Source organism: Actinoallomurus sp. NPDC050550 (assembly GCF_040655075.1).
In the GTDB taxonomy this organism is placed as follows: Bacteria; Actinomycetota; Actinomycetes; order Streptosporangiales; family Streptosporangiaceae; genus Actinoallomurus.
Window position 1 is genome coordinate 100,192 of the sequence record NZ_JBFAJC010000029.1, and the last position, 24,042, is coordinate 124,233.

At 68.9% G+C, this 24,042-nt stretch carries 27 protein-coding genes; 9 read left to right on the plus strand and 18 right to left on the minus strand.

Translation table 11 applies throughout. The features are described from left to right. Nucleotides 1-17 precede the first annotated feature (17 nt). Entirely contained in the window at nucleotides 18-917 is a 900-nt protein-coding gene (locus AB0I04_RS33250) for a hypothetical protein (protein ID WP_360893498.1), read from the plus strand. A 263-nt stretch (nucleotides 918-1,180) separates the two neighbouring features. On the opposite strand, the gene AB0I04_RS33255 is transcribed toward AB0I04_RS33250, so the two are convergent. Beyond that, nucleotides 1,181-1,687, minus strand: coding sequence for a tyrosine-type recombinase/integrase (locus AB0I04_RS33255; protein ID WP_360893501.1), 507 nt, complete (start codon nucleotides 1,685-1,687; stop codon nucleotides 1,181-1,183). Nucleotides 1,688-1,786: 99 nt separating this feature from the next. On the opposite strand from AB0I04_RS33255, the gene AB0I04_RS33260 reads away from it, so the two are divergent. From AB0I04_RS33260 to AB0I04_RS33270, 3 genes are all read left to right on the plus strand, one after another. Continuing rightward, nucleotides 1,787-2,578 (plus strand): alpha/beta hydrolase, encoded by a 792-nt coding sequence (locus AB0I04_RS33260; RefSeq protein ID WP_360893504.1) that lies wholly within the window; start codon nucleotides 1,787-1,789, stop codon nucleotides 2,576-2,578. A gap of 70 nt (nucleotides 2,579-2,648) precedes the next feature. After that, nucleotides 2,649-3,299 (plus strand): TetR/AcrR family transcriptional regulator, encoded by a 651-nt coding sequence (locus AB0I04_RS33265; protein WP_360893506.1) that lies wholly within the window; start codon nucleotides 2,649-2,651, stop codon nucleotides 3,297-3,299. Between the two features lie 224 nt (nucleotides 3,300-3,523). Then, nucleotides 3,524-4,768 (plus strand): hypothetical protein, encoded by a 1,245-nt coding sequence (locus AB0I04_RS33270; protein WP_360893509.1) that lies wholly within the window; start codon nucleotides 3,524-3,526, stop codon nucleotides 4,766-4,768. A gap of 156 nt (nucleotides 4,769-4,924) precedes the next feature. Here AB0I04_RS33270 and AB0I04_RS33275 read toward each other — a convergent pair whose 3' ends face one another. The 3 genes from AB0I04_RS33275 to AB0I04_RS33285 form a co-directional block, all read right to left on the minus strand. Further along, complete coding sequence (locus AB0I04_RS33275; RefSeq protein ID WP_360893512.1) at nucleotides 4,925-6,235, minus strand: FAD-binding protein; 1,311 nt, start codon at nucleotides 6,233-6,235, stop codon at nucleotides 4,925-4,927. Between the two features lie 65 nt (nucleotides 6,236-6,300). After that, nucleotides 6,301-6,738 carry a DUF4267 domain-containing protein gene (locus AB0I04_RS33280; RefSeq protein ID WP_360893515.1) on the minus strand — a complete coding sequence of 146 codons (438 nt, stop codon included), beginning with the start codon at nucleotides 6,736-6,738 and terminating at the stop codon, nucleotides 6,301-6,303. A gap of 42 nt (nucleotides 6,739-6,780) precedes the next feature. Beyond that, a complete protein-coding gene (locus tag AB0I04_RS33285) occupies nucleotides 6,781-7,419 on the minus strand; it encodes a hemerythrin domain-containing protein (RefSeq protein WP_360893518.1) in 639 nt (212 codons plus the stop codon). Between the two features lie 101 nt (nucleotides 7,420-7,520). On the opposite strand from AB0I04_RS33285, the gene AB0I04_RS33290 reads away from it, so the two are divergent. Both AB0I04_RS33290 and AB0I04_RS33295 read left to right on the plus strand, forming a co-directional pair. Next, nucleotides 7,521-10,736, plus strand: a complete 3,216-nt coding sequence (locus AB0I04_RS33290) for a BTAD domain-containing putative transcriptional regulator (RefSeq protein WP_360893521.1) — start codon at nucleotides 7,521-7,523, stop codon at nucleotides 10,734-10,736. A 271-nt stretch (nucleotides 10,737-11,007) separates the two neighbouring features. Further along, nucleotides 11,008-11,493 carry a DUF1062 domain-containing protein gene (locus AB0I04_RS33295; protein ID WP_360893524.1) on the plus strand — a complete coding sequence of 162 codons (486 nt, stop codon included), beginning with the start codon at nucleotides 11,008-11,010 and terminating at the stop codon, nucleotides 11,491-11,493. Nucleotides 11,494-11,613: 120 nt separating this feature from the next. Here AB0I04_RS33295 and AB0I04_RS33300 read toward each other — a convergent pair whose 3' ends face one another. Beyond that, entirely contained in the window at nucleotides 11,614-12,315 is a 702-nt protein-coding gene (locus tag AB0I04_RS33300) for a TioE family transcriptional regulator (protein ID WP_360893526.1), read from the minus strand. A 90-nt stretch (nucleotides 12,316-12,405) separates the two neighbouring features. Here AB0I04_RS33300 and AB0I04_RS33305 point away from each other — a divergent pair, with 90 nt between their 5' ends. After that, entirely contained in the window at nucleotides 12,406-13,572 is a 1,167-nt protein-coding gene (locus AB0I04_RS33305) for an erythromycin esterase family protein (RefSeq protein WP_360893529.1), read from the plus strand. 136 nt (nucleotides 13,573-13,708) lie between these two features. On the opposite strand, the gene AB0I04_RS33310 is transcribed toward AB0I04_RS33305, so the two are convergent. The 8 genes from AB0I04_RS33310 to AB0I04_RS33345 all read right to left on the minus strand — a co-directional run bounded on the left by AB0I04_RS33310 (nucleotide 13,709) and on the right by AB0I04_RS33345 (nucleotide 18,536). Continuing rightward, nucleotides 13,709-14,311 (minus strand): DUF1707 domain-containing protein, encoded by a 603-nt coding sequence (locus tag AB0I04_RS33310; protein WP_360893532.1) that lies wholly within the window; start codon nucleotides 14,309-14,311, stop codon nucleotides 13,709-13,711. 75 nt (nucleotides 14,312-14,386) lie between these two features. Beyond that, entirely contained in the window at nucleotides 14,387-15,148 is a 762-nt protein-coding gene (locus AB0I04_RS33315; RefSeq protein WP_360893535.1) for an ABC transporter permease, read from the minus strand. Then, on the minus strand, nucleotides 15,145-15,948 hold the full coding sequence (locus AB0I04_RS33320; protein WP_360893538.1) for an ATP-binding cassette domain-containing protein: 804 nt from the start codon (nucleotides 15,946-15,948) through the stop codon (nucleotides 15,145-15,147). Before AB0I04_RS33320 ends, AB0I04_RS33315 begins: the two co-directional genes overlap by 4 nt. Nucleotides 15,949-15,979: 31 nt before the next feature. Beyond that, on the minus strand, nucleotides 15,980-16,405 hold the full coding sequence (locus tag AB0I04_RS33325) for a hypothetical protein (RefSeq protein WP_360893541.1): 426 nt from the start codon (nucleotides 16,403-16,405) through the stop codon (nucleotides 15,980-15,982). Nucleotides 16,406-16,424: 19 nt separating this feature from the next. Further along, the gene (locus AB0I04_RS33330; protein WP_360893544.1) at nucleotides 16,425-16,676 is read right to left on the minus strand and encodes a hypothetical protein; all 252 of its coding nucleotides are present in this window, start codon (nucleotides 16,674-16,676) and stop codon (nucleotides 16,425-16,427) included. Beyond that, nucleotides 16,676-17,035 carry a DUF2089 domain-containing protein gene (locus AB0I04_RS33335; protein ID WP_360893546.1) on the minus strand — a complete coding sequence of 120 codons (360 nt, stop codon included), beginning with the start codon at nucleotides 17,033-17,035 and terminating at the stop codon, nucleotides 16,676-16,678. Before AB0I04_RS33335 ends, AB0I04_RS33330 begins: the two co-directional genes overlap by 1 nt. A 56-nt stretch (nucleotides 17,036-17,091) precedes the next feature. Beyond that, on the minus strand, nucleotides 17,092-17,328 hold the full coding sequence (locus AB0I04_RS33340; RefSeq protein WP_360893549.1) for a hypothetical protein: 237 nt from the start codon (nucleotides 17,326-17,328) through the stop codon (nucleotides 17,092-17,094). A 428-nt stretch (nucleotides 17,329-17,756) separates the two neighbouring features. Beyond that, nucleotides 17,757-18,536 carry an MBL fold metallo-hydrolase gene (locus AB0I04_RS33345; RefSeq protein WP_360893552.1) on the minus strand — a complete coding sequence of 260 codons (780 nt, stop codon included), beginning with the start codon at nucleotides 18,534-18,536 and terminating at the stop codon, nucleotides 17,757-17,759. 247 nt (nucleotides 18,537-18,783) lie between these two features. Between AB0I04_RS33345 and AB0I04_RS33350 the strand changes: the two genes are divergently transcribed. Next, nucleotides 18,784-19,173 (plus strand): MerR family transcriptional regulator, encoded by a 390-nt coding sequence (locus AB0I04_RS33350; RefSeq protein WP_360893555.1) that lies wholly within the window; start codon nucleotides 18,784-18,786, stop codon nucleotides 19,171-19,173. A gap of 46 nt (nucleotides 19,174-19,219) precedes the next feature. On the opposite strand, the gene AB0I04_RS33355 is transcribed toward AB0I04_RS33350, so the two are convergent. Together AB0I04_RS33355 and AB0I04_RS33360 are read right to left on the minus strand one after the other, a co-directional pair. Continuing rightward, complete coding sequence (locus AB0I04_RS33355; protein WP_360893558.1) at nucleotides 19,220-19,798, minus strand: helix-turn-helix domain-containing protein; 579 nt, start codon at nucleotides 19,796-19,798, stop codon at nucleotides 19,220-19,222. Nucleotides 19,799-20,091: 293 nt separating this feature from the next. Next, the gene (locus tag AB0I04_RS33360; protein WP_360893561.1) at nucleotides 20,092-20,373 is read right to left on the minus strand and encodes a hypothetical protein; all 282 of its coding nucleotides are present in this window, start codon (nucleotides 20,371-20,373) and stop codon (nucleotides 20,092-20,094) included. A gap of 340 nt (nucleotides 20,374-20,713) precedes the next feature. Between AB0I04_RS33360 and AB0I04_RS33365 the strand changes: the two genes are divergently transcribed. Beyond that, entirely contained in the window at nucleotides 20,714-20,869 is a 156-nt protein-coding gene (locus tag AB0I04_RS33365; protein WP_360893565.1) for a hypothetical protein, read from the plus strand. 120 nt (nucleotides 20,870-20,989) lie between these two features. Here AB0I04_RS33365 and AB0I04_RS33370 read toward each other — a convergent pair whose 3' ends face one another. The 3 genes from AB0I04_RS33370 to AB0I04_RS33380 form a co-directional block, all read right to left on the minus strand. Further along, entirely contained in the window at nucleotides 20,990-21,556 is a 567-nt protein-coding gene (locus tag AB0I04_RS33370; RefSeq protein ID WP_360893568.1) for an RICIN domain-containing protein, read from the minus strand. 46 nt (nucleotides 21,557-21,602) lie between these two features. After that, on the minus strand, nucleotides 21,603-21,881 hold the full coding sequence (locus tag AB0I04_RS33375) for a hypothetical protein (RefSeq protein WP_360893571.1): 279 nt from the start codon (nucleotides 21,879-21,881) through the stop codon (nucleotides 21,603-21,605). A 988-nt stretch (nucleotides 21,882-22,869) separates the two neighbouring features. Further along, the gene (locus tag AB0I04_RS33380) at nucleotides 22,870-24,000 is read right to left on the minus strand and encodes a HAMP domain-containing sensor histidine kinase (RefSeq protein ID WP_360893574.1); all 1,131 of its coding nucleotides are present in this window, start codon (nucleotides 23,998-24,000) and stop codon (nucleotides 22,870-22,872) included. Nucleotides 24,001-24,042 lie beyond the last annotated feature (42 nt).

The following is a 24,042-nucleotide window of genomic DNA, read 5'->3' on the forward strand; positions in this document are numbered from 1 at the left end:
CTCCTAGGCTCGGCGGCATGGCAGTGAACATCGAGGCCGCTCGGACCTTCATCCGCACCAACGCCCGGATCGTCGAGCGACGGCTTGCGGAGTTCTATCTAGACGGCGAGGAAACCGCGGCACCCGCCGCGATCGCCGGACTCGAGGCGTACCGCAACGGCGACGGCGGATTCGGTCATGGACTCGAGCCGGACGCGCTCGCTCCCGAGAGCCAGCCGCTCGCCGTCGATTCCGCCTTCGACATCCTCGGCGACATCGCCCGCACGACGTCGAACCCAGCGACCCGGACGCGGGCGGCCGATGCCGTCCGCGCCACGATGCCCTACCTGGCCGGCGTCTCGAGCCCGGATGGCGGGCTGTCGATCGTCTTTCCCTCGGTCGCGGCGCACCCCCGCGCCGAACACTGGGGCGATGGAGTCTTCGCTCCAGGGCTCAACCCGACGGCCAAGATCGTAGGCGTCGCACGCGCGTTGGGGATCGAGCATCACTGGCTGGACCGGGCCGCGACCTTCTGCCGCACGGCGATCAACACCCCCGGCTCGGTCGGCGACGCGCACAGCGCCCTTTGCGTCCTGCCGTTCCTCGAGACGGACACCGACCACGACTGGGCGGCCAAGGCCTACCACGACCTGCGAAGCCGGATCACCGAACTCCCGCTCTTCAAGGAGATGCCCGGCCCGGACTACGGACTCTCCCCGCTCGACTTCGCCCCTTCCCCGGACAGCCCGCGTCGCGAACTGTTCTCGGACGAATCCATCGCGGCCCACCTGGACGACCTGGCCGCCACCCAGCACGACGACGGCGGTTGGCCCCTCGCATGGGAGCCGCCGGGCCACGCCTCGGTCCTGGCCTGGCGCGGCGTCGTGACGCTGCACGCCCTACGGGTACTGCGCGCTTACGGCCGCATCCCAAGCTGAGACGGCCTGGAAACTCCAAGAGCTAGGCCCAGGGGCGAAGTAGCGGCCGCGCCCAGGTCAGGCCAGTGCCGCCCAGGGGCAAACGCTCGCCGCCGACCATCTGATCGACCAGCACATCATCGGCTCACGCCGACGGGAACACCGGCAGCGCGACGGCGCCATCGACCCCGGTGCACCGGGGTCGGTGGAGTTTCCACCGCTCGGGATATCGCTTCCTCGCGCGCTGCCCCTGCGCTGGGTGGCGCAGGGGCAGCGTTCTCGGTTTATAAGAGCGGCCCCTTGGCGCGGCCGCCGATGAGGCGGAGCAGCAGGCGGACAGTGCCGGTCTGCCAGACGATGACGTCGACGGCGTTGCCCTTGCGGCGGACCTTCGCACGCCGGTTGCGAAGGTCCAGGTTCTCGATGTCGAGGGCGAGGACTTCAGACGCCCGGGCTGCGGTCTCGTACAGCATCCGGGCCAAGACTTTGATCCGCAGCTCGAGGTCCTCGCGGGCCAGGAAGTCGGCGACGTCGCCGCGGGTCAGGGCGCGGGTACGGTCGGGGGCGCGGCCGCGGCGGCGGAGCCGCCGGGTCGGGTCAGCGGTGATCCAGCCTTGGCCGATCCAGTAGCGGACGGCCGCGCGTACGGCGTCGAGGTTGCGGTTCCAGGTCGCCGGCGCCCGGTCCGCCCACCGCGCGGTGAACCAGTCGGTGAGACGCTCGACGCCGGCCTCGGTGTCCAGGTCGCCAACCGGGTAGGCGGGTGACAGTTCGGCAGCCAGCGCTCGCAACGTCGAGCGGTAGACCGTTCTGGTGCCTCGCTGTTCCGGTCCGGACAGCGTGGCGAGTAGGCGGAGATCGCCGGGCCGATCGCCATGACGGCCGGCGGTGTGAACGGCCCGCTCCTGCTGTTGATCTCCGGTGGCGGTGGCGAAGCGGCACGCTACGCGCCGATCTCCGCGATCCTCGCCGAGGACTACACGGTCGTCAGCTACGACCGGCGAGGCAACTCCCGAAGCACCGGCGACACCACCATCGACCTGGACATGGCACAACAGGCACGCGACGCGGCCGCGGTGATCCACGCGATGGGCCACGACGACGCCTACGTCTTCGGCAACAGCGGCGGCGCCAACATCGCGCTCCAACTCGCCACCGACCACCCCGCCGTCATCCGCGGCCTAGTCGCCCATGAGGGACCGACCACGCCGCTGCTTCCCCACGCCGACACCTGGCTGGCCTTCATCGAGCGTGTGCACGCCGCATTCACCTCCCACGGCGCTGCGGAGGCCTTCAAGGTCTTCGCCACCGAACTCGTCGGCTTCGACACGACCCCGCAACAAGCTCGTGTCGCCGCGGGCGAGATGCCACCCAACGCCGAGTTCTTCATGGCTCGTGAATACGTTGCGATCAGCAGGTACAACCCCGACCTCGACACCATCCGCCGCAATGAGGTCCCCATGGTCACCGCCGCCGGGCGCGACAGCGCCGACGCATACTACGCACGCACAGCAAGGATCCAAGCCGAACGCCTCGGATGCCCCTACATCGAGTTTCCCGGGAACCACCTGGGCTTCATCTTCGAGGCAGAAGCCTTCGCCACCGCGCTCCGCAGCGCCCTGGACGGCATCAAACCCGAGACGCCGTCCGGCCGCTCGACGAACCTCAGAGACGCACAGTAACGACATTACGCAGAGCTACTTCGGGGTTCATTGCACAGACCCGAGTGGAGGGTCGAATGAGGGAGTTCGCATGGGGCTGCGGGAGCGCAAGAAGCACGAGACCCGCGCCGCGCTGAGCCGGGCGACGATACGCCTGAGCCTCGAGCGCGGGTGGGACAACGTGACGGTTGAGGACATCGCCGCCGAGGCGAACGTCTCCGTCCGCACCTTCCGCAATTACTTCTCCAGCAAGGCCGAGGCGTTCGTCGCCCAGTACCTCGACCGCATGCTGCGCGTCGCGGACGACCTGCGCGCCCGCCCGGCCGACGAGCCCCTGTCCGAGGCCGTCGTCGACGCCGTGCAGGCACGGTTCTCATCGGAGCCCGACGCAAACGACGGATACCCGCGCAGCCGGGAGTGGGCCGACGACATCCGGCTCATGCTCACAGAGCCGGATGTCCAGGGCGCGTTCCTCCGGGCGGGGATGCTCATCCAGCACGAGCTCGCGAAGGCGATCGCCGAGCGCACCGGCACCGACCTGATGCGTGATGTCTATCCGAACCTGGTCGCCGCCGCGACCGGCGCGGCCACCACGGTCGCCATGGATCATTGGCTCAGCGCCAATCCGCCCGTCGAGATCGGCCCGCTCCTGCGCGAGGTCCTCGACCGGCTCTGGGTCGGCCTTTCCGCCCCTGAAAGAGATGCCCTCACGTACGAGGGAAGCCTCGGCGAACCTCTCTGAGCTGTCAGCTTCTCGATCGCGGTCTTCACCGACGACGCAGAGGCGTCCTTGGCCGGGTTGACCAGCCACTAGGACACCCGGACGGAGCTCCCAAGGGGACGGGACTGAGCGACTGGTTGATAACAGTTATTCTCATCCTCTTAGTGAGCGTCGTCGTATTTAGTTACGGCTAACACGAAACAAGTTTCGAGTATCGCGAAACGAATGTCTGCTAGCGTTGCCTCATGACTGACGTCTCCAGCAGCGCCGGAGAGTCCACGCCGGACCGCGATGGCACCGTCGGATCCTCCCCCGCTCCCCCGTTCGGTTCGGGCGTTCGGCCGCAGGACGCCGACGCGGCGAGCCGGGAACCGGAGGAGGCGGCCCCGCACGGGCGATGCCAGGTGTGCCGGTCGCCGCTGCCCGAGCCGGTTCGCCGCCCCGACGGCCGCTACAAGGGCGGCCGGCGCCGCCTGTACTGCCCGCCGCCCAAGGATTGCAAGGAGCGCGCCCAGGCCATGCGCGACGCCCGCCTCGCCGAGGCGCTCAGCGATCCGTTGCGGCTCGTGGCGGCGGTGGCCGAGGAGGCCGTCCCGGCGATGGCCGAGACCCAGGCGGTCCTGGCCAAGGCCATCGAGGGGTTCGCGGCCATCACCGGCGTCACCACCGCGCAGGTCGCCGAGGCCAAAGCCGAGGTGGAGGCCGCCCGCCAGGAGGCCGAGGCCGCGTGCCGCCGCGCCGATCAGGCCGAAGAACGGGCCGCCCAGGCGGAGGCCCGTAGTGACCAGGACCGGGCAGCACGTGCCGACGCGGAACAGGCGGCCGCCCTGGCGCGTACGGAGGCCGCGCAGACAAAACAGCAGGCGGCCGAGACGATCGCCGCCCACCGGCAGGCCGCTGTGAACGCTGAACGCGCGGCCGCGCTGGCCCGCCAGGCCGAACAGTCCCTGGCCGTGCGCCTGGAGGCGGCCACCGACGACCTGGAGGAGGAACGACAGGCCCGCGAGCAGCTCACCACCCGCCTGGCCCAGTGCCACGCCGAGCTGACCGCGGCGCAGATCGCCACCCAGGCCGCCCAGAGCGACACACGGGCCGCCCGGCAGCGCGCCGAGACAGCCGAACGCCAGGCCGCCGAAGCCCAGCAGAAGGCTGCGGCGATGGCCGCGCTCGCCGACCGCGCCGAGCGGGACGGCCAGGCCCTCACGCTGCAGGTCGAAGAGCTACGGCGGGAGGCCGAACGCGCCCGCGCCGAGGTCCATCGCCTGGCGGCCGGGAGCGAGGCACTGCGCGATGACCGCGACGCCGCCCGGGCCGACGCCGCCGCCCAGCGCGAGCGCGCGGCCCAAGCCGAGCTGCAGGCCCGGGCCGCGCGCGAAGAACTGCCCGCACGCGATCGGCGCACCATCGACGGCGGGACCGCATCGACGGACGAGCCGAAACCCGAGGACCCCGGCTCCCCCAGCGCCGGCGGCGAAGCGGCTCGGGACTAGAGGAAACCGGAGCGGACGCGGCCGGTGGCGGGTGTGCGCAGCGGGCGCAGGGCGCGCCGTCGCGGATGATCTCCGGCCGGGCGAAGTCGTAACGCGGGTTCGGTGCGGCCCCGCCGCCCCGGTGGGCGGAGGGGCCGTGACCTGCTGGGAACCGATCTATCCGAGCACCGGGTAGTTCGCGCGGAACACGTTGTGCGGGTCACGGGCCCGCTTGATCTCCCGCAGCCGCGCGAGCGCGCTGCCGGAGAAGGACTTCGCCGCCGTGTCACCGGGGGACAGCACGGTGTACGGCTTGCGGCCGCTGATGTAGGTCTCCAGGTCGGCCACGACCTCGGCCTGCTTGGCGCGCGTCGCATCGGCCGCGTGCGGCAGGCCGAGACCCAGCAGGCTGAGCAGGTACGGCTCAACCACCGCGCCGCTCGCACCGGCCCCGCCGCCCGGCTCGGCGAGCGCCCCACCCAGGTGCCTGATCTGCACGTTGATGAGCGGTTCGACCGGCTTGGCCAGCAGGAGCTCCACCGCGTCCGCGTCCAAGCCGGTGAGCAGCTCCGCACGAGCGATGGATGGGGCCGGGTCGGTGGGCTCGGCGGCGATGTCACCCAGGTCGGCAACCGGGACGACGCCGCGGCTGTCGGAGATCGCGCCCTCGATCTTGTCGATGCGCGCCAGCAGGTCCTCCCCCTGAGCCGCCTCACCCAGGTAGGCCAGATCCAGCGTCACCATCGGCGGCGCGCCGGGTGGCTGGAGCCGGTTGATCCAGACACTGAGTTCACGCGGCGCCTCGGCGGTGATCTCCAGGAACGCGTCGTACACCTCTCTGGTCCGGTGCTCCGGCCAGATGACGCGCCCGCCGTACATGGTGGGCGCGGGATACAGCTCGAGTTCGAGGGCGGTCACCATCGCGAAGTCCCCGCCACCGCCGCGCAGCGCCCAGAACAGCTCGGGATCGGACTCGGCGGTCACCCGGCCCGGCTCGCCATCGGCGTCCACGATGTCGATGGCCCGCACGCTGTCGGAGGCGAAGCCGTACTTGCGACTGAACCAGCCGACCCCACCGCCCAGGGTGTAGCCGGTCACGCTGACCCCCGGCGCGCTGCCGGACAGGCCGGTCAGACCCAGCGGTCCGGCCGCCGCCAGCAGCTGCCCCCACTTCACGCCCGCGCCCACCCGGACCACGCGCTCCTCCGCGCGTACCTCCACCTCGTTCAGCAGGCCGGTACGCAACAGGATCAGGCCTTCCACATCACCCGAGGCGCCATGCCCGCTCGGCTGCGCGGTCACCGTCATACCCGCCCGCCGCGCGTAACGCACGAGCGCCGCCACGTCATCGGCATCCGCGGCCTCCGCCACGGCCGCCACGGGCTGCCTGACGGTCAGATTCCACGCGGTGGTCGCCTGTTCAAAGCCGTCGTCATCGGCCAGGAGCACGCGCCCTTTGAGGACATCGCGCAGATCGTTGATCGTCATCATCGTCTCCTTTTTCGACTTCTCAAAAAATGCGAAGGAATACACCCTTTCGGGGCGTGCAGACGTCAGGCGGGCTGCGCGGCGAGCGCTGGGGCGACGGCCTCGTGGGACTTGCGGGCCTTGCTGGTTTCGCGCATCATCAGCAGGCCGTTGACCACCATCAGCGTCGCGGTCAGGCCGTGGACGCCGAGCGCGGTGGCGACGGAGCCGTGGTGGGCCAGCACGGTGGTCATGTCGCCGTACGCGGCGAGGGCCTCCGTCAGCAGGACCCAGCCCAGGGCCCGGCGGTGGCCCGTCACCAGCAGGATGCCCAGGACCAGGGCCAAGACGACGTCGCGGATGCCCTTGATGATCAGGAAGCCGCCGCCGTCGCCGGAGGGCCAGTTCGGCAGGCCGAAGCCCGGCGCCGTCGTCTCCGGGCTCAGGATGAACTCCACCCCGAACCAGAGGATGAAGAGGATGAAGGCGGCGGCCAGGACGGTGTTGATCTTTTTTAGTGACATGGTTCTTCTCCTTAAAACGTTCAGACTGGGGCGGGACAGGGTTCAGCCGCGGACGCGGCGGATGTGGCGGGCGTAGCGGGGGCGGCCGATGACGTGCCAGATGACGCGGACCGGAGTGGGGAGGCCGCGCAGGACGATGGCGCGCTCGGCCGGGTTCGCGTCTTCCAGGACGGCGCCGAAGAGCGTGAGCAGGGTGAGCTTGGGGGTGTTGTTCACCAGGTGGTCGCCCAGGGAGGCCCACTCCTGTTCGGTGATGTGCTCGGCCGCGAGCGGGAGGAGGGTGGCCTCTTCGTCGTCGAGGTGTTCCAGCAGGACCGCGCGGTGCTCGGACAGGGCGGCCACGAGGGTGTCGCGTTCGTCGGCGCCCGCGGTGGCCTCCCAGGCGGGGACCGCGGCGTCCAGCCTGGTCAGGGTGGCCGCGATGCGTTCGTGTTGGGCCTCCATGCGCAGGACGATGTCGGCCTCCAGGTCCACCCGGGACAGGAGCGGCGGCCACAGCAGCTCGTCCTCGCCCTCGTGATGGTTGTGCAGGCCCAACCGGTAGTCGCGGAAGTGGTCGGCGATCACCTTGGCGCGAGCGGTGTCACCCGGGGCGACGGCCGCGACGAGCTCCACCAGCAGCCGTGACTCACGGCGGAGCACGCGGTGGACGATCTCCATGTCCTGGGTGTTGACGCTCATCTGTACCTGCCCGTGGTCGGTTGCGGTGTGTTCAGGCTGCTCCCGGGTGTTTGGAGGGGACTTGGAGCTGACTTGGAACGTCCACGTACGATGTGCGAATCATGGTCTTCATCCGGGTGCTGGGCTCGTTCGCGACCGAGGTGAACGGTGAGACCGTTCACCTCGGCGGGCCGCGGCAGCGGGGCGTGCTGGCGTTGCTGGTGGCGGCGCGTGGGCAGGTCGTGCCGGTCGACCGGATGATCGAGGATCTGTGGCGCGGGGAGCCGCCCGCGCGGGCACTGATGTCCTTGCAGGCGTACGTGTCCAACCTGCGCCGGCTGCTGGAGCCCGGGCGTCCGCCGCGCACGCCGGCCCGGCTGCTGGTGAGCGCGGCGCCCGGTTATGCGCTGCGGCTGCCGCCGGAGTCGGTGGACGCGTGGCGGTTCGAGGACCTGCTCGACCAGGCCCGTACGGTCACCGACCCGCGCGCGGCCCGGGCTCGGCTCGCCGAGGCGTTGGGGCTGTGGCAGGGACCGGCGTTCGCCGAGGTCGCCGACGAGCCGTGGGCCGCCGCCGAGACGGCCCGGCTGGGCGAGCTGCGCCTGGTCGCCACCGAACTGCACGTCGCGGCGGGTCTGCGAATCGGCGACCCCGCCGCGGTGGTTCCCGAGGCCGAGCGGCTCACCCGCGACGAGCCCCTCCGTGAGGAGGGCTGGCGGCTGCACGCCCTTGCACTGTGGAGCAGCGGCCGCCAAGCCGACGCGCTGGCGACGCTCCGCCGCGCCCGCGGCATCCTCGCCGAGGAGCTCGGGCTCGACCCCGGCCCGGACCTGACGGCGTTGGAGGAGGCGATCCTCACCCAGCGCACGGACGTCATGCGCGAGACCGTGCCCCCGCCATCGCCGACCGCACCGCTGCCGCGGCCGGCTCCGATCATCAAGGCGCCGTTCGTCGGACGCGAGGCACAGCTGTCGGCACTGGTCACGGCCGCCGCCGAGGCCGCCACCGACGGCGCCCGCATCGCCGTTGTCACCGGCGAGGCCGGGCTCGGCAAGTCGACGCTCCTGGAACACCTCGGCAGGCGGCTCGAACGTGACGGATGGCTGGTCGCCGCCGGCCACTGCCCCGAGGTCGACAGCGCGCCGCCCGCCTGGGCCTGGACCGAGGCGCTGAGAGCCGTCGCCGCGACCACGTCCCCAGGCGAGTTCGCGGACGACCTCGCGCCGCTGCTCACCGACACCGAGCCGGTGAACGCCGACGCCACCGCCGGACGGTTCCGCCTGCGCCAAGCCGTGTGGAAGTGGCTCGCGGCGGTCGCCACGGAACGCCCGGTCGCCGTCGTGCTGGACGACCTGCACTGGGCGGACGCCGCCACGCTGGAACTGCTCGGCGGCGGCCTCGGCATGCGGGCCCCGATCCTGGTCGTCGCCGCGTACCGCGCGGACGAGAGCGGGCACCTCACCGAAACGCTGGCCTCCCTCGCGCGCGCCACGCCCCTCCGCCTAGCGCTGCCGGGGCTGAACGACGAGGCCGTCGCGGAGCTCGTACGGACCGAATGCGACGCCGACGAGGAGACCATCGCCGGGATCGCCGAGCGCACCGGCGGCAACCCGTTCTACGTGCGCGAAAGCGCCCGGCTGCTGAACGGCGAAGGCGCGCTGGTCGCCCTCTCCGAGGTCCCCGAAGGCGTACGGGACGTACTGCGGCGCCGGCTCGCGCGCCTGCCCGAGGGAGGCGTGTCCATCCTCCGGCTCGCCGCGGTCGCAGGCCGGGAAAGCTCAGTGGACGTCCTCGTCAAGGCCGCCGACGCCGACGAGGACGGCGTGATGGACGCGCTGGACGCGGGCGTCATCGCCGGGCTCCTCGACGAGCCCGGCCCAGGCCTCATCCGCTTCGTCCACGCCCTCGTCAGGGACACGCTCGTCGCCGACGTCAGCAGATTGCGTGCCACCCGGATGCACGCCCGGATCGCCGACGCCCTGGAAGGCACCGACGACATCGCGGCGCTCGCGCACCACTACGCGCGCGCCGGCTCACCGAAGGCCGTCGGCTACTGCGTCCAGGCCGCCGAGTTTGCCGAGGCCCGCTACGCCCACGACGTGGCGGCCGACCTCCTCACCGACGCCGTCACCAACTCGACCGGACCGGACGAACGCGTCGAACTGCTCGGCAGGCTGCTGCGCGCGCAGATCCGGGCGGGAGCCGTCGGAGCCGCCCGCGAGACACGCCGTGAAGCCGTGGAGTACGCAGAGTCCCTGGGCCGCGACGACCTGATGATCGCCGCATTCACCGCGTGGACAGAGCCGACCCCCTGGCAGGCCCGCACGTACGGCACGGTGGACCGGCCCATCGTCGACCGCCTGAGCCGCCTGCTGAAGCGCGACCTGACCCCTCCGGTGCGGTCCCGGCTCCTGACGGCGTACGCGAACGAACTGGTCGGCGAGGACGACCCGACCATCCTGGAGGCAGCGCAGGAGGCACTCGACCTCGCCACCGAACCCCGGCTGCGGGCCGCGGCACTCGAGATCCTGGCCGAAGTCCGCGGCGACGCCGAGCTCTGCCGGGAGCTCGTGGAGATCGGCACCGAGCACGACCTGCCGGTCTACCGTGTCACCGGGCTGCTCAACCACGCCGGCGTCGCCGCCGCCGCCAACGACCCGGTGACCATGCACCAGGTGACCACCGAGGCCCTGGAACTCGCGCGCACCTACCGAATGCCCGAGGCGATCGCCGCCGCCGAGATCGCGCTGGCGGGCCTGGCGCTCATCGAAGGCCGATTCGCCGACGCCGAACTCCTCTACATCAAGGCCGACGAGGGCATGCGGCGCATCGGATCGGTGCACGCCACGGGCTTTCTCCAACTCGCCCTGGCCGTGATCTGGCTGAACGACGGCACGCTCGGTGCGCACCTGGACGACGTGCGCGCCCTCCACGCCGCGCTCGGCCCCATGGTCTCCGACCTGCTCGCGCTCGCCCTCCACGCCAACGGCCTGGACGCCGAAGCCCGCGAGGTCCGAGCGTCACCCAGCCCGATCCGCCCCGACTTCTTCTTCATCTTCCTCACAACGTTGCGCGCGATGGCCATCGTCGCCTTGAACGACCGCGACGCCGCCGAGGAGATCTACGCGACGCTGCTTCCGCACCGCGACGGCCCCCCGGCGGGCGCCACGAGCCTGTCGGTGGCGCTGCGCCCGGTCGCCCACACCCTCGGCGAGCTCGCCGTCCTCCTTGGCCGCGACCACGAGGCCGCCGCCCACTTCGCCCAGGCCGCCACCATCGCCGACCGGTGGAACGCGCCCCACTGGGCCGCCGAGGCCCGGTCGCGAACGACCACGTAGCCTCTGCCCACGGCGCCGCACATTCTGTGACACAGAACTTGTACTACCTGTCACGCTGTCCTGCGTCGGCTCGCGTCCGCCCAGCTCGCCGTCCGCCGCGGCGGTGTACTCGCCGCAGACGCATCCGCACATTGCCGAGCACCGGCCACCGATCGGCCGGTGCGGACGCTGGCCGAGCTGGTGGTCGAGCACGGCGGCTACACCATCGCCTTCGCCGCTGAGGGGTCGGGTCGTTCGTCGGACCAGGCTGCCTCTACTGTCGTTGCGGTGCGTGGACTGCCGGTCGGAGTCGGCCACCACCGGCGAGGGCAGGTTCCGCGTCAACGCCAACGGCAAGCTGCTGGACGTGTGGCTGCTGGTCCGCTGCGTATCCTACGATCGGACGAGCAAGCTCACCGTGCACGAGCGAGTGCCGGTCAGATCCTTCGATCCGGCCGAGCCCCACGGCTACCGCGTCAACGATCCGGAACTGGTGGCGTCCAGGCTGATGGATCCGCTGCTCGCCCGGCGCAACCGCTTCACCCTGGACTGGGAGGGGGCCTGGCGGCTGGACGCCCCGTCGGCATGGCTCGACGAGGCGTGGCCGGTCCAGGTGGAGGTCGTCTTCGAGGATCCGGTGCCGGTGCGCCCGGAACGGCTCATCGCGCAAGGGCTCGGCCTCAGCAGAAACGAGGTACTGCGCCGGATCAAGTGCGGCATTCCGCTGCGCCGTCCGGCGAGCGCGGGATTCACCTTCACCGTGATGGCCGGGGACTAGCGGGGATGTAGCCGCGGCGCGCGTTCCCCTCGAGCATCCGCGCGAAATACGCAGCTATATCCGGTGATTTTTTCGGCATGACTACCGAGACCTAGGCCCGACTTTTCGTTCGGTTGCTCCTCAAGGGCCGACTCGGCCGCCGGCTTCGCGGGCGCGGAGGTATGCGTCCAGGTCGGCTGCGCCCTTGAGCATGGCGCGGCCCCGGGCGGACTGGCGGGCCTGCCAGTCGCGCAGGGTCGACTCCAGCGGGGCGACGCCTCCGGCGGAGCGTACCTGGGCGATCAACGGGGCGATCTGTTCCAGCAGGTAGCCGCCCCGCCTGAGCTGGTGGGCCAGCCGGACGTCCCGTACGTCGGCCGCGCTGTAGATCCGGTAGCCCGTCTGCGGATCGCGGTGCGGCCGGACCAGCCCGGCGTTCTCCCATTTGCGCAGGGTGGCAGGGCGGATGCCGAGCCTCCTGGCCAAGGGGCCGATGAACGTGTCGCCGTGCTCCTGCGGCACGGGCGCCAGATCGCGGAGCGCGGCTTCGACGGCCTGGAGGGTGCGGCGGTCGTCGAGGAGCTGGCCGTGGCTCTCGTCGATGAGCCGCAGCGCGTCCTCGGTGGCACCCCGGTTGACCGCCTGCATGATCGACGTGGCCGTCTGGTGACCGTGCCCGGGCACGAGGGCAAGGAACGCGCGCAGGGCTTGCGCGTGCAGCGGCGTATAGGTGCGGTAGCCGTGGACGGTGCGTTCGGCGGCGGGCAGGATGCCGGCCTCCTCGTAGTTCCTGATCGCCTGGGTGGACAGGCCGTGCTCGCGCGCCAGGTCCACTGGCCTCATGGGTGCATCACCGATTGAAGGTCCATCGCGACAAGAGGGGGAATTCCGGGGAAAAGTTTACACCGAATGTTCAACGATACCGTTGAAGGTATGGATATCAAGGACACGGCCCGGCCGCTCGATGGCGCGGGCGTCTCAGCGTTCCTCCGGTCGCTTCCCGCCAAACCCGTACTGCTCGGCCTGGGCGAGGCCAGGCACTTCGTGGGGGAACTGGGCGAGGTGCGCAACGAGATCTTCCGGCAGCTGGTCGAGCACGAGGGCTACCGGTCGTTCGCCATCGAGAGCGACTGTCTCATGGGCCTCGTCGTGAACGACTACATCACGACGGGCGCGGGCACGCTCGATGACGTCATGGAGCGCGGCTTCAGCCACAACTTCGGCGCGTCACCGGCCAACCGCGACCTCGTACGCTGGATGCGGGCCTACAACGAGGAGCATGACGAAAAGCTCCGGTTCTTCGGGTTCGACGGTCCTCTGGAGTATTGGGCGGCGAGCCCGCGCCAGGCGCTCACCGCCCTCCACGCCCTTCTCGACGGCCCGCTCCCCTGCACCCGGGAAACGCTCGACACGCTGCTGGGCCCGGACGACCGGTGGTCGAACGAGGCCACGGCCATGGATCCGTCCCAGTCCATCGGCCAGTCCACCGACGCCCAGCGGCTGCGGCTGATCGCCGACGACCTGGTGGCGCTGCTCGACACGCAGGCGCCGCGGCTGAGCGCGGAGGACAGGGATCGGGCGGCACTGTACGGGCGCACCGCCACCGGCCTGCTCCGTTACCACTACTGGATGGCCGACGCGTCCCCGGCACGGTGGACCCGGCTGTCGGCCCTGCGAGACGCGATGATGGCCTCCAACCTGCGTGCCGTCGCCGAGCACGGCCCGGCCCTGGTCTTCGCCTCCAATCTCCACCTGCAGCGGAACAAGAGCATCATGGCGTTCGGCGACCAGCAGTTGGAATGGTGGAGCGCGGGAGCGATCACCGCGACGTACCTGGGCGACCGGTACGCCTACCTGGCCTCAGCCCTCGGTACGGCCGGCGACGACACCCCGTCCCCGGACACCGTCGAGGGCGTTCTGTCCACGCTCCCGTGGGACCGCTCTCTCATCGACGCCCGCCGCCTGGCCGAGGTCGTCACGAAGCCCGCCCCCCGCATCTCCCGCGATTTCGCCTATTTCCCGCTGGACCCGGCCCAGCTCGACATGATCGACGGCGTCGTCTTCCTCAAGCAGGCCGTCAGGCTGGGTTCCCTGGGGTGACCGGGCGCGTGCGCGTCAGGTTGTGCTGACAGGGGTCGGCGTGGAGCAGTGCCTCGTCCCATTTGTACGTCAAGCCGGCCTATGGGCGTCGCGAGATGTCGGTGCCCGGATACCGCGGTATCCGGGCACTGCCGCATCACCGGCGCGGCGCCTGCCACCGGGTGTCGATCCGGCCGTGCCGCATTCGGCCTACCAGGCGGACGTGCAGCGTCTCCGGCGTGTTGTCGCCCGCGTCCCTGCTGATCGCCAGCGCGCCGTGCCGCACCGACAGCTCGTTGGCGTCCACCACCATTCCCGGCGCGAGGACCAGCTCCACGTTGCCGCCGCTCACTCGCAGCTCGATGACCAGCTCGGGCGCGGCGCGCACCGTGCTGGTCAGGTCCAGCACCACATCGCACCACGCGGTGCGCAGCGCCAGCCGGTGCGGCAGCGTCCACCGGCCATCGCGGCGCACTATGCCGTGCTTCTCCTTGATGGTGAGCAGTTCGGCGGCGGGCTCGGCCGGTGTCCCGGCGAACGGCAGCGTGAGCGCACCGCCGCCTGACACGGGGATCAGATCGGCGGTGAGCGGGGTCAGCGTGTCGATGGTGCGGGCGGCCAGCGCCGCGTCCAGCCGCTCGTCGAACTCGACCTGGTCGAGTCGGCCGTCGGCGGTGGCGGCGCGCAGCAGTTCGATGACCCGGTCGCGGTCCGCGTCGGACGCGCGCAGCGCGGGTGAGCTGGGCGGATCTGTCGGCATCCGGCCTCCTCGACGGCGAGGTGGTGGCACCGCACCACCGAAATTGCTGACTGATCGGTCTAAGGAGACCGGTACCTAGGCGATTTTGCGGTGGTAGGTGGTCATGGCGAGAGCGTACGCGACGATGAGAATGCCGAGGCACCAGGCGAGGGCGGTCCAGATGTCGGTATGGACCGGCTGTTGCGCGAACAGGTCGCGAATCGTGTTGACGATGGATGTCACGGGTTGATTGTCGGCGAAGGCGCGCACCGGGGCGGGCATGGTGTGGGTGGGCACGAATGCCGAGCTGATGAATGGCAGGAAGGCGATCGGATAGGCGAAGGCGCCCGCGCCGTCCGCGGTCTTGGCGGTGAGGCCGGTGATGACGGCGAGCCAGGTCAGGGCCAGGGTGAACACGACGAGGATCCCGACGATGGCAAGCCAGGCCGACGCTCCCGCGCCTGAGCGGAATCCCATGAGGAGGGCGACGAGCACGACCAGCGCAAGCGAGATCAGGTTGGAGACCACCGAGGTCAGCACGTGCGCCCACAGCACGCTCGAGCGTGCGATCGGCATGGACTGGAATCGCTCGAAGATTCCGCTTTGCATGTCGGTGAAGAGTCGGAGTGCGGTGTAGGAGATGCCCATCCCGATCGTGATCAGCAGGATTCCGGGCAGCAGGTAGTTCACGTAGTGGTGCGACCCGGTACGGATCGCGCCGCCGAATACGTACACGAACAGCAGCATGAGGGCGATCGGCGTGATCGCGACTGTGAGGATGGTGTCCAGGCTGCGGGTGATGTGACGCATGGTTCGGCCCGTCAACAGAGCGGTGTCGCCGAAGAAACGCATGGTCATCGCTGTTCCTTTGCGGTCTGTGCCGAAGTCGGGGCGTCCGTGCCGGTGTCGTCGTTGCCGATGATGGCGAGGAAGACGTCTTCGAGGGTCGGCTGTTTCTCGACGTACTCGACTTCGGCGGGCGGGAGGAGCCGCCTCAGTTCGTCGAGGGTGCCGTTGGCGATGATCCGCCCCTGGTGGAGGATCGCGATCCGGTCGGCGAGGTGTTCGGCCTCGTCCAGATACTGCGTGGTGAGCAGCACCGTCGTGCCCTGCCCGGCGAGCTCTTTGACGCTGTTCCACACTTCGGCGCGGCCCTGGGGATCGAGCCCGGTGGTCGGTTCGTCCAGGAAGATCACCGGCGGACTCCCGATGAGGCTCATGGCGATGTCCAGACGGCGGCGCATGCCTCCGGAATACGTCGACACCCTCCGCCCCGCCGCGTCGGTGAGTCGGAAGCGAGCCAGCAGGTCATCGGCGACCTGGCCCGGGTCCTCCACGCGCCGCAACCGGGCCATCAGCACCAGGTTCTCTCGCCCGGTGAGGATTTCGTCCACGGCCGCGAACTGCCCGGTGAGGCTGATGGACTCCCGCACGTCCGCCGGTTGCGTGGCGACGTCGAAGCCCTCGACGGTCGCCGTACCCGCGTCGGCCTTGAGCAGTGTGGACAGGATTCTCACGACCGTGGTCTTGCCGGCACCATTGGAGCCGAGCAGGGCGAAGATGCTGCCCGACGCCACGCCGAAGTCCACGCCGCGCAGCACGCGCAGTTCCTTGTAGGACTTCTCAAGACCTTGAACGTGGATCGCCTGTGTCGTCATCGGGGTCTTCCTTCGTCAATCCGTGGCGGTTTCACTCGCAGAACACCTGCATCTTGGTGTCGGGGTCCTCGAGGTCGATGGTGACGTCGTCGAGGTGCTCGATGAGCTCCTCGAGTTGCTGCGGCCTGAGCTCGGTGAGGTCGATCGGTACCCCTGACTTGTCCAGCTCCGCGTTGACCTTGGCGAGCGCCTGCGGAGGGATGAGGCTCGCGAGCCGGACCCCGGCGCGCAGCAGCTGTAGCGGGATCCGGATGTTGATCCGGCTCGGCTCGTCACCGGCGGAGTTGTCCACCATCACCACGCGCAGGTACTTGGGTCGGGGTTTCGGGCGGGACTCGGCCACCGGCGGCGACTCGGGCTGTGCTCGTTCGAGGGCGTCGATCAGCCGCTCGGCCTCGTCTGCGGTGATCTTGTCCTCGGCCAGCATCTGCAGGATCTGGCGGCGCTGCTCGTTCATCGTTGCTCTTTCCTCTGACTCATCTGACGCTTACCAGCACGGCCGTACGGCCCTGCTCGAACTCGAACCGGGTGCCGGGCAGCGCCCACAGCAGTCGCCCGATGCCGCGCAGCGCGCCCACCGGGCTCACCCGGAAGACGAGGCATGCGACCAGTCCGGCCAGCAACAGCAGCGGTGACAGCACCAGCACTACCGGCACGACAGGGACGTACAGCCGCAGCCAGCGGCCATTGCGACGGCGATGGCGTACCGTCACCAGCTGCGGGATCATCAGGAGCTCTCCAGCTCGGCCAGCGCCTCCTGGACGCTGATCTCCCCCCGCCGCAGGCGGTCAACGACGTCGGCGCCGGTGGCCGCCGGGGCGATGTCGACGAAGTCGAGATGCTCGGCGATCCGCTTCAGCCGGGATTTGATCGTCGGGTAACTCACCCCAAAGATCCGTTCCATCTCCTTGATCGAACCGTGCGACCGTACGAACGCGGCAACGAACACCTGGTCGTCGACGCCGAGCTGAGCCAGCTGCGGCGGCTCGAACTGCCCTTCGACCGCGACGCCGCTGCCGACCAGGCGAACCCGCTCGACCACGAACGGCCGCCCCTGCGTCAGGTCCGTCAGCTCCTGCCAGTCCACCTTCGGCCCCCTCACTCTCGGCGACGTGCCCACCGTTCAGGTTTATCTTGACTTCCTTAAGTCGTCAACGCGAGAACTTTGATTTTCTTAATCTGATCATCAACGATCTGAATCTTTGGCTCGAGCGGCGCCTGCCAGCGGGTGGCGGCGCGGGCGGCGCGCATGATGGAGGTCTCTTCGACGCGGAACCGGGTGCCGGGTGTGCGGGTGGTGCGGCGGATGAGGTGGCCGCCGCCGCGGGAGCAGCCTTGGCCTTTTTCGAGAGAAATGGGTCGACCGGTCGCAGGTGGCACTGCGGGGGCCCGGGGATGGTGGGTGCCCGCGGGCGGGCGGTCAGCGCCGCAGAGGGAACGGCCGCAGTCACTACCGACGTCTTGGCGAAGAACCGCGCCCAACCCCCAGGGGAACGGGCCGACATCCCGGGCCGGTTCGCCGTCGCGGAAACGGTCTTGGTTTCCGGGGCGCGCAAGATCCGGGCGCGTTCACCCAGGAAGGAGCGTCCCTGAACCCGTCCCGGAATCCGGGTGTGACGCCTGTATTCCGGGACGGCTTACGGGACGATCCCGCCCGACCTGATGCACCGCTTGCAGAGCAGGCATCCGACCGAGCCGGCCTGATCCGCTCCGAGAGCCCAGCCGTAGCCGCGATCCACGGATGCCCTCAAACACGCAGCTCAGAACCTCGCGGCATGCTCAAGATCATCTCAATACGGATTTCGGGCTTATGTGGGCTGGACGCCTTGGAGGCCGGCGTCATGGTCGTGGGTGGGGATGATCGTCGCGGAGTGTCGGGCCAGATGGAGTCGATGCAGGGTCCGGAAGGTTTCGTTGCGGTCATGGTCTGCGAAATTGCCGGGGTAGCTCGACTTCTGGCGGACTTTGTCGATCTGCAAGGTGTGCCAGGCGGCGTCGCCGGCCAGCAGGAGCCACCCCTGCTTCGTGTGGGCGAGGACACCGACCTGGCCGGGCGTGTGCCCGGCCAGGTCGACCAGGACGACGCTATTGTCACCGAACAGGTCGTGGCTGCGGGTGAAGGTGAGCACTGGCGGCCCGTCCAGCTCGTAGTCGACAACCGGGCGGTCGCGTAGCGAATCTCGAACACCTCCGACGGGGGCCATTGGTCCCGACGTGACCCACTCGCGCTCGGGGCGGTGGAGGTGAACCGGAAGTCCGGGCATGTCCAACAAGCCGCATACGTGATCCCAGTGGGCGTGGGTGGGCAGTGCGAAGTCCGGTTTCGGCAGGCTGGGCAGCTTGCGCAGCGCCGTGATCGTCGGGATCGTTTCGGCGGGTGGCCGAACCGCGACTCGCAATACCGCGGGGAGCTGCGCGATCGCGCGATGCTCGGCGTCCAGACAGACACTCGGATCGACTATCAAAGTTGCGTCCGGATGCTGGATCACGAATGACGTCAACGAGTTCTTGATTCGCCGAGGCGTGAACGTCCCCTCCACGATCGCGAAGGTCGGCACCGATCGCGGCACCTGCGGCAGCGCGGCCACGGTGACCGTACGCCGCACGGCGGGCAGGCCGACGTCGACGACCGAGCGCAGGAACCGCCGGTCGACCCGTCGTGGCCGAACCAGCCCGTACACAGCGCCCGTTGCCGCGGAACAGCATTCCAGCGCGCTAGGCACGCGTACCGCATCGGACACTTCAGCGTCTCCTTCGTCTCCCAGCGGGTTGGCCGCTCGACCCGATCGACGGCACCCTAATACTTCACGTCGACCTTAAGTAAAGGGAGATCCTGTGATCGCTCCGACCGTTATGAGGATCGGCGACGCAGCCGCCGCCCTCGGTATCGAGACACATGTCCTCAGGCATTGGGAAGCCGTCGGGCTGCTGACGCCGCCCCGCAGCCACGCCGGCCATCGAACCTACGACCAGCAAACGCTCGACCAGGCCCGCATGATCCAGACTCTGCAACGAGCCGGGCTCTCGTTGCGCCAGATCCGGCAACTCGCGACCAGCGCACACGACGACCGGATAACCCTGATCAACAACAAACGCGCCGAAATCCGAGACCGAATCGCCCTGCTCCGGGTGACGGACCACTTCCTCGAACACGTGACCGCCTGCCGGCACCCGGTCATCGCCGAATGCCCCGAATGCTCGTCATTCGCCGCCCCAGGTCGGTAGGTGCCGTAAAACACCGGTCGGCCCATTCGCGGTCGCGCAGGACGGGTCAGCCCAGCGACGCGGTTGCCGTACGCAGGTCGTTCAGGGCGGCCAGTGCATGGTGCGCGAGCCCTTTGTCGTCATCGCGATCACCTTCGGACCACTGGGCGTAGCCGCGCTTGAAAGCGAGAACTCCGAGCTCGCCTGCGAGGTGCGCGGTCGGGTCGGGGACGCCGCGGGCGACGAGCGCGGTCGTCATGGCGCTCGCGAGACCAACGCTTTTCAGCGCGTCCCGTTCCTGGAGCTCGGTGCTGGCTGCGACGGCTGCTTTGAGGCGGGGCCCGAGCTCGCGGTTCACCGGTCCCATTTCGCTCGACGCGCGCTCGAGACCCGCTGCAACCGCCTCGAGCGGGCTGGCGCCGGCGGGCGCCTCGGCGATCCCCTCGGCCAGGAGCCGGCTCAGCGTTTCCTGACCGGCCACCAGGACCTCACGCTTGTCGGGGAAGTGTCGGAAGAAAGTACTTCTGGTGACCCCGGCGCGCTCGGCGATCTGCGCCACCGTCGTGGCGTCGTACCCCTGCTCAGTGAAGAGATCCACAGCCGCGACGACCAGTCGCTCGCGCACTCCCGGTAGCCATCGAGACATGCCGTCATTGTAGGTGATGCGACAGGTGTCTCATCACTCCGGATGGCGGCCGACGCACCCCAGCCTCCTCGATGACCCGGAGAACATTCAGCCCTGAGACGTTCACGCCTGCCCCGGTAGGCCCACCACTCGGGTCCGTGTCACCAGGGGAAAAGTAACTGAGCGTTACAGAGCACCATCGGAGTACCTGGAAAGAACGGGGCCCGGTGTAGCCGGGCCCCGTGGGTGACCGATTGTTGCTCGCTTGAGGTGTTGTTCGTGTCCGCTTGCTTGGGGGCGGGCACGGTGTTGCTTTAGACCACGATCGCGGTGACGATCGCGGCGATCAGGATCCACAGCTTGTGCCAGCTCTGGTCCAGTGCGTAGGCGCCCGTCCCGAGGGAGGGGTTGTCGTCCCGTTCCTTGCCGTCCTTGTCCGTGCCCGTACGCGGTGCGCCGAGGCGGTAGAAGGCAGTCTTACCCAGCTTCTCAGCCAGGCCCCGCAGGGTGCTCCGCCGGTCCGCCCAGTAGTGCGTGACGGCGGAGATCACCTGGCCCAGAATGAAACCGGTCCAGGTCATGGACAGCCCGAACACGTGCCACATCATCCCCACCGCGAAGGCGGTGCAGAAGGTGTAGGACGCGACGTGCTTGGCGCAGGCCAGCCGGCCCGCCCATCGCGGCAGGCCTTTGTCTGGGAGCGTTAGGGGGCCCGTAATGCCCGGAGTTTCCTATGGTCCGAATCAGCAGCCGCCGTCATACGGTCCGGGGCCGCAGCAGCCGGGCCCGTCTGCGTCGCCGCGGCGGGAGTCGACCGAGTCCATGGGGGCTGTGGCTGCTCGTCCTGGCGGCGGCCGCCGGCGCGCACCTGGTCAAGGTCGTGCGGACGTTGCGCTGGCGCCGTGGCGCTCGGCCGGTCGAGAGGGTGAGCGCGTAGTGCTGGAGTTCGCGGTCATCTCGCTCGTGATTGCCGCCGTGGTGGTGATGCTGCTGCGGCGGCTTGGGCTGCTGGTCACGGCTCGGATGTGGGCGCTGTCGATCGTCGGCACGATGGTCGTGATCGCCTGGCTGTGGGCCCGCGCGCACGGGTAAGAGGCCCTCAACTCGGGTCCGTGTCACCAGATGCAAAGTAGCTCTCGGTAACCGGCGACTTCATATTACGTCCAAGCCCTTGTCTGCGGCGGTCCGCCTTGCGGCGGACCGCCGCATTCGTCACTTGCCGTACCAGTACTGATCAGGGGAGCAGATGCAGTGGTATTGGATGACAGGCGCACCGTTCGACGTGGATGCGCCGCTCACAGCGATGACTCCTTGGGTCTTATAGTTCCACACCGTCAGCGCTCGGCCTCCGGTGATCGGCGCCACCGGGTTCACGTACCAGTATTGCTCCGGCCTGGAGGTTCCCGCACATTCGCTGGCGTTGAGTCGCGCTCCCTGTTCTGTGCTGGCGCCCATCACCCCGAGACATTGGCGGTTGCCATTCACGAGTTGCCGGTATCCCGTATTGCCCGGCTGGTAGGCGCTCCAGTGCCAGGTTTGGTCGGAGTTGCCAGTGCAGATCCACTGACCGGCCGCTCCTCTGGCATTGATGCCCAGGCACAGCGAGGATTTCCAGTTGTACAGGCTGAACGTGCCCGAAGTTGGTATCGCACTACTCGGGGCAGTGGCGGCTCCGGTGACAGAGGAAGCGACCGTCGAAACTGCGTTTGCGTTCGTCGTGGCAGTTAGGACGGAGAGCGTAATCACCGCTGGCGCGATGACATATCGCCTTATCGACATGATCTCCCATCTTTTTCTTGAAGGGCGACATCCATGGATGCGGAGCTCAGTAGTTCGGACAGGTCTCGGTGAAGTTTTTCGTGCCAATCGGTGTGCTCATGTAGTAGTCCACCTCCTGCCATGAGTAGATTCCGCGCAACGTAGAGCCGATGTATGCTCTCGTTCGGCCCTTGAAGTTGAAGATCTGGTAGATAGGGCCCGACCAGGTGTCGAAGGTGCTCGGCTGACACAGGCGCCCGTCTGCCGCCTGGGCGGCCGGTGCCGCGATTGTGCAGGCGGTCGCCACCACTCCTGCGATGAGACACGCCTTAGCGCGATTACGCATTTTACTCCTTAAGAGTCGCTTTCGAATGAGATCGACCTGTGGTGTCCGGAGCTGTGAGGTGTCAGCAGCCGGGAGTCATCCAGATCGCGGCCGCTGCGGTGGCCGTAGTACTCACGATCGCAAGAGCGATCACGACGACCAAAGTGCGCGCGAGACGAATGGGCATGAAATTCCTCCTTTCTGGCCGGTGCTGACTCGCGCTTTCTGCAGGCGAACGAACTGGGTGATTTCATTCTCGAGGCAGAGGACCGCGGCCAGAAGGGTTCGTCGTTGATTTTTTGGTTGATGGATTGATCGGCCGGTATTCTTCTGGACCTCGACCGGCACGCGCTCGGCCCAATCAACCCACGTTCGGCCATGCCGGGAGAGTGTGGCGCGATGGTGACCATGAGCCGCTGGCGCGTCACTGGTGCGTCCAGTAGATAGGGGCCATTCGGCTGCGCGGAGCATGGCATGGTCGCGCAGATGGTGATCGACCCACCACGCGACCCCTCAGCCGCCTGCGATTCTGTTGTATTGGCCCTCCGCTCGGGTCCGTGTCACCAGGGGAAAGCAGAGAGATCGGCGCGGTCACGGACGGTACGCGCGGCTTGGACCGCCAGCAGGTTTCGGTCCGGGCGCGCGGGGATAAGTCGGGCGCGGCGTGCCAGCGCGGCCGGATAACCGCGCGGCGGCACCTCGAGTCCGATCGGATCTGTGAAACCGGTGCAGGTCACGGGCCGGTTCGCCCGGTCACGACGACGGCCCGGCGATGGTCGCGTGTGGACGTTATGTGAAGTCGCCGAACAGGTTACCCAGAGCTACTTTGCATCTGGCGACACGGACCCGAGCGGAGGGCCCGGTAGGCGCGTTGCCGGCGTGCCCGGGAGCAGTACCGGTGCGACCACCTCAGCCACCCGACCCGCCGCCGGGCGAACCCCCGGTGACTGCCTGTATCTCCCGCAGGCTCCTTTTCTGATCGACAAACCGACCGTTGCAGGTCAACGATCTAGTGGGCCCCGCTCGAGGACGATGCCTGCGGCGTGCCGGGAAGTCGGATCGTGACGAGGAGGCCGCCGGTGGGGCGGGGGGTGAGATCGAGGGTTCCGTCGTGTGCTCGGACGATGCTGTGCACGATGGCCAGTCCGAGGCCGACGCCGGCGTGCTCGTCGGTGCGGGTGCGTGTTGTTCCGCGTTGGAAGGGTTCGGTGAGGGTCGGTAGGAGTTCCGATGGGACTCGATGGCCGGTGTTCTGGACCCGCAGCACGCTCGCGTCGTGCTGCGATCCGGTGTGGACCGTTACCCTGCCGCCGGCGGGGAGGTTGTGGACGATGGCGTTGTGCAGGAGGTTCGTGGTCATCTGCAGCAAGAGAGCGTGTGAGCCGATGGTGGAGGTGATGTCCCCGGAGGTCTCGATGGCGACGCCGTGCTTTTCGGCGAGGGGAAGCAGCGTCTCGGTCGCTTCTTCGGCGATGAGGGACAGATCGACCACCTCGCGGGTGAAGCTCTTGCGGTCGGCGCGGCTGAGCAGCAGGAGGGCCTCGGTGAGGTCGATCGCCCGGGTGTTGACGGTGTGCAGGCGTTCGATGAGTTGTCCCTGGTCCCGCGTGGGGTCGCTGCGGGCGGCGTCGAGGAGTGTCTGGGAGATCGCCAGTGGGGTGCGCAGTTCGTGGGAGGCGTTCGCGGCGAACCTCTGCTGTTCGCTGACGTGGGATTGGAGTTGTTCGAGCATGGTGTCGAACACGTCGGCGAGTTCACGGAACTCATCTCGGCGGCCCTGTAGCCGGATTCGGTGGGACAGGGATCCGTTCGCGGTCATCCGTGCCGCGTCTGTGATCCGGGTGAGTGGTGCGAGCATGCGGCCGGCGAGGATCCATCCTCCCAGCAGGCCGAACAGCAGGAGGAAGGCCAGTGCTACGGCCACGGCGGGGGCGAAGCCGCGCAGGAGGTCGGAGCGCTTGGGCCCGGTGATGATCACGCCGCCGAACCTCTTCTGGATGGATCCGGGGTCGACATTGGGTAGCCAGCGCAGCACGAATACCCACATCACGGCCAGCAGGAGAGCGCCGGCGAGGAGGAGGAATCCGGCGTAGCTGATGGTGAGTTTCAGCCGGGCGCTGAGCCCCGGGCGCCTATTCATGAGTGCCGCCAGGATGGGCCGTGTCCATGCCGGTGTCCGTGC

Coding starts and splice junctions, on each gene's coding strand:
- AB0I04_RS33270 (WP_360893509.1), top strand. CDS start 3,524: ATGACTGACGTCTCCAGCAGCGCCGGAGAGTCCACGCCGGACCGCGAT.
- AB0I04_RS33300 (WP_360893526.1), bottom strand. CDS start 12,315: ATGAGGCCAGTGGACCTGGCGCGCGAGCACGGCCTGTCCACCCAGGCG.
- AB0I04_RS33265 (WP_360893506.1), top strand. CDS start 2,649: ATGGGGCTGCGGGAGCGCAAGAAGCACGAGACCCGCGCCGCGCTGAGC.
- AB0I04_RS33315 (WP_360893535.1), bottom strand. CDS start 15,148: ATGACCATGCGTTTCTTCGGCGACACCGCTCTGTTGACGGGCCGAACC.
- AB0I04_RS33355 (WP_360893558.1), bottom strand. CDS start 19,798: ATGTCTCGATGGCTACCGGGAGTGCGCGAGCGACTGGTCGTCGCGGCT.
- AB0I04_RS33290 (WP_360893521.1), top strand. CDS start 7,521: ATGGTCTTCATCCGGGTGCTGGGCTCGTTCGCGACCGAGGTGAACGGT.
- AB0I04_RS33330 (WP_360893544.1), bottom strand. CDS start 16,676: ATGATCCCGCAGCTGGTGACGGTACGCCATCGCCGTCGCAATGGCCGC.
- AB0I04_RS33285 (WP_360893518.1), bottom strand. CDS start 7,419: ATGAGCGTCAACACCCAGGACATGGAGATCGTCCACCGCGTGCTCCGC.
- AB0I04_RS33305 (WP_360893529.1), top strand. CDS start 12,406: ATGGATATCAAGGACACGGCCCGGCCGCTCGATGGCGCGGGCGTCTCA.
- AB0I04_RS33280 (WP_360893515.1), bottom strand. CDS start 6,738: ATGTCACTAAAAAAGATCAACACCGTCCTGGCCGCCGCCTTCATCCTC.
- AB0I04_RS33370 (WP_360893568.1), bottom strand. CDS start 21,556: ATGTCGATAAGGCGATATGTCATCGCGCCAGCGGTGATTACGCTCTCC.
- AB0I04_RS33325 (WP_360893541.1), bottom strand. CDS start 16,405: ATGAACGAGCAGCGCCGCCAGATCCTGCAGATGCTGGCCGAGGACAAG.
- AB0I04_RS33250 (WP_360893498.1), top strand. CDS start 18: ATGGCAGTGAACATCGAGGCCGCTCGGACCTTCATCCGCACCAACGCC.
- AB0I04_RS33275 (WP_360893512.1), bottom strand. CDS start 6,235: ATGACGATCAACGATCTGCGCGATGTCCTCAAAGGGCGCGTGCTCCTG.
- AB0I04_RS33310 (WP_360893532.1), bottom strand. CDS start 14,311: ATGCCGACAGATCCGCCCAGCTCACCCGCGCTGCGCGCGTCCGACGCG.
- AB0I04_RS33375 (WP_360893571.1), bottom strand. CDS start 21,881: ATGCGTAATCGCGCTAAGGCGTGTCTCATCGCAGGAGTGGTGGCGACC.
- AB0I04_RS33320 (WP_360893538.1), bottom strand. CDS start 15,948: ATGACGACACAGGCGATCCACGTTCAAGGTCTTGAGAAGTCCTACAAG.
- AB0I04_RS33380 (WP_360893574.1), bottom strand. CDS start 24,000: ATGAATAGGCGCCCGGGGCTCAGCGCCCGGCTGAAACTCACCATCAGC.